Genomic DNA, 6482 nt, shown 5'->3' on the forward strand with positions numbered 1-6482 from the left:
ACCAGGGTGCGCCGAATGCGGCGCAACCCACCGGTGTCGAATCCGGCAGCGGCAATGGCATCGACGGTTCGACGGTTCGGCTCGCATCCGGATGCCAGCCACGACCATGGCTTGGCGATCAGGTCCTGAAACCGTCCCATCAGTCCGTCGCCGCGGACATGCTCGAGGACTACCAGCCGGCCGCCGGGTGCGAGTACCCGACGGATTTCGGCCAGGGTGGCGTCCACGTCGTCGACCGAACACAACACCAGGCCGATATGCACCGAGTCAAAGCTGTTGTCCGGAAAGGGAATCGACTCGCCGATCCCATCGACGATGTCGACGTCAATGTCATGGCGCTGTGCCAGCGCGGACGCCATTCTGCGCATCGCCGCCTCGGGCTCCACCGCGGCAACCGACGTGACCGCAGCCGGGAGGAACAGCAGGTCGGTTCCGGGTCCCAGTCCCACCATCAGTAGCCGGCCGAACGCGTGAGTCATCGCCTCTCGGCGATAACGGCGATAGAACAGCCGGTCGAACACCGGCATGCCGAGTCGATAGATGTACGGGAACAACGGATTACGGCGCGCCACGGTCCACCTGCACGCTGCCCAGATCCATTCGGAACGGCGGATACTCGTCGCGCATCAGCGAGATGTAGACGGCCACCCGATAGCGCCACCTCACGATGCCCATCAGAAGGTCGAACATGCCCTGGTTGATGGTGCCGATGCACCCCAACCACACCGCGTTGACGACGCACAGCGCCTGCAGAAATGGCTCCAGCGCCCAGCAGAGGATTATCTGCGGCAGTCCCAGCAGCCACCGTTGCAACGGCGCAGCCCGATTCGTAAGGCTTTCTGGGTAATCCACCTCGAGGTCGGCCGGGTAATCCGGTACCGAGGCGAGCGTGAAAGGCGGGTACTTGTCGGTGCAGTTCATCGGGAAGCGGTAATTCATCAGTCGCCACGACCAGCGCAGCACCCCGACGTTGAAGTCGAAGAGCGGGCGCGGATACCGTCCGGTGAACACGATGGCGATGCCGGCGGCGATCGTCACCAGCGGATACAGCAGATACAGACCGATCAGAATGGGGTAGTGCGGCACCGCCAGCACGCACCATTTGACCAGCCAGAGCCGGCGCGACGGCGCATCGATAGCACTGCGCACTCGTACGGGATCGTCCCTATCAACGGGCTGGTCCACGCTGTCCATCCTGCAACTCCCCGGGCCGTCGTGCAGGTCGCTCCAATGTACTTACGGGCCAGAGGAGTGCCGGGTTCAGATCTTGCGCGCGCTCGCGGTGGCCTGGTCGACTTCCCAGTACGCGCGCAGCGCCAGCAGCTTGCCGTCGTGGTCGGCTTTGTAGGTGAACACCCCTTCGGCGGTCACCTGGTGTCCTGCTGCGGTGATCAAGATGTGGCCGACGTTGGCTTCTTCATTGCCACACTGATAGGTGTCGCGGAAAACGAACTCGATCTTGTCCGTCGGCGCAATCGCCATGTCCCAGAACGCCGAGATGGCGTCGCGTCCGCGATGGCCCTTACCATCGGGATCGAAGTGCGACGGACCGATCGGGTCTTCCACGATCGCATCGTCGGCGAAGACCGCCAGCCACGCTTCTTTGTCCCTGGCGCCCACCGCATCGCGGGAACGCTTGCCGGCCAGGTGTGCAGGAGAATCGGCCATCAGTCCTGCCATCCCGAGTGAATGTAGGTGTCGGCGAAGCGCTTCAGCGAGTCCTTCTTCTTCTCCAGCGGCGCATCGAAGCCCAGCCCGTCGAACATCCAGGGGATGACGATGTTGTCGGTCACGCCGACGTCGGCCAACTCCTTGTGGCCGTCCACGCCGAACTTGTCGATGCAGACCGCCTGGTATTCGAAAGGCACATCCGCACGGTCGTATTCGGCGAGCAACGCCTCGATCTTGCCGATGGTTTCGGCAAGCTGATCACACGTCATCATCGCGCTGGTCCATCCGTCGCTGACCCGAGCGGCTCGCTTGAGTGCGACATCGGTGTGACCGCCGACGTAGAACGGCACGGGTTTGCTCGGGGCCGGGCTCATCTGCAATTTGTCGAAGTCGTAGAAGTCGCCATGGAATTCGACCATCCCGCCGTCCAGCACGAGCTTGATGACCTCGATCATCTCGTCGACGCGCTTGCCGCGCTTGGCGTAGGGAACGCCGCACCATTCGAATTCTTCCGGCGCCCAGCCGATACCGACGCCGAAGCCGAACCTGTTGTTGGTGAGGTTGGCCACCGAACCGACCTGGCGTGCGAGCAGCAGCGGGTGACGCGAGCCGAGTTTCATCACGTTGGTGTAGAAAAATAGCTTCGACGTGACCGCGCCCATCGCTCCGGCAGCGATCAGCGGATCGACCCACGGGGTGTCTTGGTTCCACATCCGTGAACCATCGGGCGTGTAGGGATAATCGGCGGCGGCCTTCTCCATGTAGAACAGCGAGTCCGGCAGCGCGATCGCGTCGAATCCCACCTCTTCGGCCGTTTTCGCGATCTCGATGAGCTGGTCGATCGGCCCCATCGCGACGCTGCACGTGTACTTCACGGCTTGTCAGCTCCTACCACCCACATCGAGTAATACTGCGAGCCGCCGCCGTAGGCGTGGCCTAGTGCCTTGCGGGCGCCCTGAACCTGATGATCGCCCGCCTTGCCCATCACCTGAATGGCCGCCTCGGCGAACCGGATCAGGCCGGACGCGCCGATCGGGTTCGACGACAGCACACCGCCAGACATGTTGAGCGGGATTCGGCCGCCGATCTTAGTTTCGCCCGCTTCGGTGAGCTTCCAGCCCTCGCCCTCGGCCGCAAACCCGAGGTTCTCCAGCCACATCGGCTCGAACCACGAGAACGGCACATACACCTCGGCGCAATCGATCTCGTCGATCGGGCTGGTGATGCCTGCCGCTTTCCACAGCGCCTTGGCGGCGTCGCGCCCGGCCTGCGGGTTGACCTGGTCGCGGCCGGAGTAGGCCAGCGGTTCGGTGCGCAACGCGGTGGCGTGGATCCACGCCACCGGATGACCATCGGCGACGCGCTTGTCGGCGACGTCCTCGTTGCCGATCACCACCGCACAGGCGCCGTCGGACGACGGGCAGGTCTCGTCGAAACGGATCGGATCCCACAGCATCTGCGACGCCATCACCTTGTCCAGCGTGATGTCTGGCTGATGCAGATGCGCCAGCGGATTCTTGGCACCGTTCAGCCGGTCCTTGACCGCGACCATGGCACCGATGTGCGTCGGCGCACCCGACCGGCGGATGTAAGCGCGCACGTGCGGCGCGAAGTAGCCACCCGCGCCCGCACCCACCGGCTTGGTGAACGGCACCGGAATGCTCAACGCCCACATGGCATTCGACTCGGACTGCTTCTCCCACGCCATCGCCAGTACGCGCCGGTATTTGCCCGACTGCACCAGGCTGGCCGCCACCACACCGGTCGACCCGCCGACCGAACCCGCGGTGTGCACCCGGATCAGCGGCTTACCGGTCGCGCCGACGGCGTCGGCCATGAACAGCTCCGGCATCATGACGCCCTCGAAGAAGTCGGGCGCTTTGCCGACCACCACGGCGTCGATGTCGTCCATCGTCGACCCGGAGTCAGCCAATGCCTTGTCGATGGCCTCGCGAACCAGGCCGTTCATCGAGACGTCTTGGCGCTTGGCGACGTATTTCGTCTGGCCGGTGCCTAGCACCGCAGCGAGCTGGCCCGCCATCTTTATTTCCCTTCCAGGACGGCGACGAGATTCTGTTGCAACACCGGGCCGCTGGTCGCGTGCGCGAGCACCCGTCCCGCGGAGCCGTCGAAAATGTGTTGTGCCGCAAAGCCGATGCGCTCCAACCCTGCCGAGAACATCGGGTTGGCGGCCAGTGCGCCGCCCGACGGGTTGATCTTCGTCGACGACGGCAGGCCGATGGCCTCGGTCAGGAGGAGTTGCTGATGGCTGAACGGCGCGTAGATCTCGGCCACCTCGATCGAGGCGGCGTCCCCGCCGGTCGCTGCCTTGGACGAGGCCGCCGTCGACGGCGACGTGGTCAGGTCGCGGGCGCCGAGCACCGGAGTCTCGATTCGATGCTCGATGCCGGTGATCCACGCCGGGTTCTTCCGGAGCTCGCGGGCCCTGTCGCCGGCGGCCAGCACGATCGCCGAGGCGCCGTCGGTGATCGGCGCAATGTCATGTCGCCGAAGGGGATCCGCGAAGTACGGCCGGGCCAGCAACTCGTCGATGCTCTTCGCCGGCTTCTCCGAGTCGGTGCGCCCGGCAGCGGCGAACGAGTCCAGCGCGACCTGGGCCATCTGCTCGGCCGTCCACTTACCCGCGTCCAGTCCCAAGCGGGCTTGCAGGCCGGCCATCGACACGGCGTCCGGCCACAACGGCGCGACGGTGTAGGGGTCGGTCTGCAGCGCCAGTACCCGGCGCAGCGTGCCGGCTGAAGACTTGCCGAAGCCGTAGACCAGCGCGGTGTCGACCTGACCGGTGAGCAGCTTGATGTAGGCCTCATACAGTGCCCACGCGGCGTCCATCTCGACATGCGACTCGTTGATCGGCGGCACCGCCCCGATCGAGTCGATTGCTGAGATGAACGAGAAAGCCCGGCCGGCAAGGTAATCCGACGATCCGGAGCACCAGAAGCCGATGTCGGTCTGCTCGAGGCCGAGTTCTTCGTACAGCGAGTGGAAGCAAGGCATCAGCATCTCGACGCCGTTGGTGGTGCCGTCGGTGCGGCGCACATGCGGCGCATGGGTGAATCCGACGACAGCTACATCGCGAACAGTCACGTTGTTCCCTTACAGGTGGTGTTTGTAGGTGTCGTAATCGGCGTCGGGTTCGCCGGTCGGCTTGAAGTATTCGATGTTGTCGATGCCCAGGCCCCACTCGTCGCGGGGCTTCCAGACGGCCTCGACCCGCATGCCCATCCGCACCTCGGTCGCGTCGATCTCCTGAATCAGATGCAGGAACGCGATATCGGCGCCGTCGAGCAATACGTAGGCCGCGACGTACGGCGGCTTGATCCGCTGCCCGGCGAACGGGATGTTGATGATCGCGAACGTCGTCACCGTGCCTGTGTCGGGCAACTCGATGTAGTTGTCGAGTTCCAGGCCGGTCGCCGGGTCGGCTTCCTTGGGCGGGAAGTACACCTTGCCGTCCTTGCCCGTGCGGGCGCCCAGCAGCTTGCCCTCCTCCAGCCCGCGCAGGAACGCGGTCTCGGGAAGTGAAGCGGTGTGCTGGATTTCGATGCTGCTCGGGGTCACCTGGACTTTCACCGGTTCACGGTCGTCGGTCGTTTCGGACTCCGGTTCGGCTTCGTCGCCGAGCCCGAAGTAGGCGATGTCGGTGATCGCACCCGCCGGCTCGTCGGCCCAGTGGACATGCACCCGCACGCCGGTGCTGATCGCGTCGGACGATCCCGCGTCCACGGCGTGCAGCAACGGGACGTCGGAGCCGTCGAGTTTGATCAGTGCCCAGGCGAACGGCCGGTCCAGCGGTTGTCCCTCAAGGGGTTCGGGCTGCCAGGTCCACGACAGCACGGTCCCGACGCTGGACACCGGCACGATCTCGGTCAATCGTTCGTAGGTCACCGGGTCGAACTCGGCGGGCGGAACGTAGACCCGGCCATCCGAGCCCCGGGAGCCGACGATGCGTCGCTCGCGCAGGGCGGTGAAGAACTCGCTGAGGGTGGGTCCTACTGAACGGGTGTAGTCGAAGGACAGCCTCAGAGGGGCCGAGAGGGGCTTCTGATGGGTATCGATCTGCACCGGGCTGCTTTGGCTGGTGGTCACAGCATCGAGTAGAACAGGTTCTAAGAATGGATTCAAGATAGGGTCGAGACCTGCAGGAAAGGCGGCACTGATGAAGCTCGGACTCCAGCTCGGATATTGGGGCGCTCAGCCGCCCGACAACCACGCCGAACTCGTGGCCTCGGCAGAGGACGCCGGTTTCGACGCGGTGTTCACCGCCGAAGCATGGGGATCGGACGCTTACACGCCGCTGGCCTGGTGGGGCTCGTCGACGCGAAGGCTGCGGCTGGGTACCTCGGTCGTGCAGCTGTCCGCTCGTACCCCGACCGCGTGTGCGATGGCGGCGCTGACCCTCGACCACCTCAGCGGAGGCCGGCACATCCTGGGTCTCGGCGTCTCGGGTCCGCAGGTCGTGGAGGGTTGGTACGGCCAGTCGTTTCCCAAGCCGCTGGCGCGGACCCGCGAATACGTCGACATCATCCGGCAGGTGTGGGCCCGCGAGAAGCCGGTGACCAGCGACGGCCCGCACTATCCGCTGCCGTTCACCGGTGATCGCGCAACGGGTCTGGGCAAACCGCTCAAGCCCATCACGCACCCGCTGCGGGCCGACATCCCGATCATGCTGGGTGCCGAGGGGCCGAAGAACGTGGCATTGGCCGCCGAGGTCTGCGACGGCTGGCTGCCGATCTTCTACACGCCGCGCATGGCTGACACGTACAACGAGTGGCTGGACGAGGGGTTCGCCC

Annotated in this window: 8 protein-coding genes; 1 reads left to right on the top strand and 7 read right to left on the bottom strand. The window is 65.1% G+C overall.

The genetic code is table 11. The annotated features are described in order from the left end of the window. From VGH54_RS14945 to VGH54_RS14975, 7 genes are all read right to left on the bottom strand, one after another. Nucleotides 1–572, bottom strand: a 572-nt coding sequence (locus VGH54_RS14945; RefSeq protein ID WP_331512824.1) for a class I SAM-dependent methyltransferase, incomplete at its 3' end; no start/stop codon positions are given. Beyond that, complete coding sequence (locus VGH54_RS14950; protein WP_331512830.1) at nucleotides 559–1149, bottom strand: DUF4389 domain-containing protein; 591 nt, start codon at nucleotides 1147–1149, stop codon at nucleotides 559–561. The genes VGH54_RS14950 and VGH54_RS14945, both read right to left, overlap by 14 nt. A 111-nt stretch (nucleotides 1150–1260) precedes the next feature. After that, complete coding sequence (locus VGH54_RS14955) at nucleotides 1261–1668, bottom strand: nuclear transport factor 2 family protein (protein ID WP_331512831.1); 408 nt, start codon at nucleotides 1666–1668, stop codon at nucleotides 1261–1263. Beyond that, nucleotides 1668–2546: a TIGR03619 family F420-dependent LLM class oxidoreductase gene (locus tag VGH54_RS14960; RefSeq protein WP_331512825.1), complete on the bottom strand. Its 879-nt coding sequence runs from the start codon at nucleotides 2544–2546 to the stop codon at nucleotides 1668–1670. Before VGH54_RS14960 ends, VGH54_RS14955 begins: the two co-directional genes overlap by 1 nt. Beyond that, a complete protein-coding gene (locus tag VGH54_RS14965) occupies nucleotides 2543–3712 on the bottom strand; it encodes a thiolase domain-containing protein (RefSeq protein ID WP_331512826.1) in 1170 nt (389 codons plus the stop codon). The genes VGH54_RS14960 and VGH54_RS14965 overlap by 4 nt, the downstream gene beginning before the upstream one ends. Nucleotides 3713–3714: 2 nt before the next feature. Then, nucleotides 3715–4776: a thiolase domain-containing protein gene (locus VGH54_RS14970; RefSeq protein ID WP_331512827.1), complete on the bottom strand. Its 1062-nt coding sequence runs from the start codon at nucleotides 4774–4776 to the stop codon at nucleotides 3715–3717. A 9-nt stretch (nucleotides 4777–4785) separates the two neighbouring features. Then, nucleotides 4786–5778: a Zn-ribbon domain-containing OB-fold protein gene (locus VGH54_RS14975; protein ID WP_331512828.1), complete on the bottom strand. Its 993-nt coding sequence runs from the start codon at nucleotides 5776–5778 to the stop codon at nucleotides 4786–4788. Between the two features lie 70 nt (nucleotides 5779–5848). Here VGH54_RS14975 and VGH54_RS14980 point away from each other — a divergent pair. Beyond that, on the top strand, nucleotides 5849–6482 hold a 634-nt coding region (locus VGH54_RS14980; RefSeq protein WP_331512829.1), incomplete at its 3' end, for an LLM class F420-dependent oxidoreductase.

This window comes from Mycobacterium sp. (assembly GCF_036488105.1).
Classification (GTDB): domain Bacteria; phylum Actinomycetota; class Actinomycetes; order Mycobacteriales; family Mycobacteriaceae; genus Mycobacterium.

Coding starts and splice junctions, on each gene's coding strand:
- VGH54_RS14955 (WP_331512831.1), bottom strand. CDS start 1,668: ATGGCCGATTCTCCTGCACACCTGGCCGGCAAGCGTTCCCGCGATGCG.
- VGH54_RS14965 (WP_331512826.1), bottom strand. CDS start 3,712: ATGGCGGGCCAGCTCGCTGCGGTGCTAGGCACCGGCCAGACGAAATAC.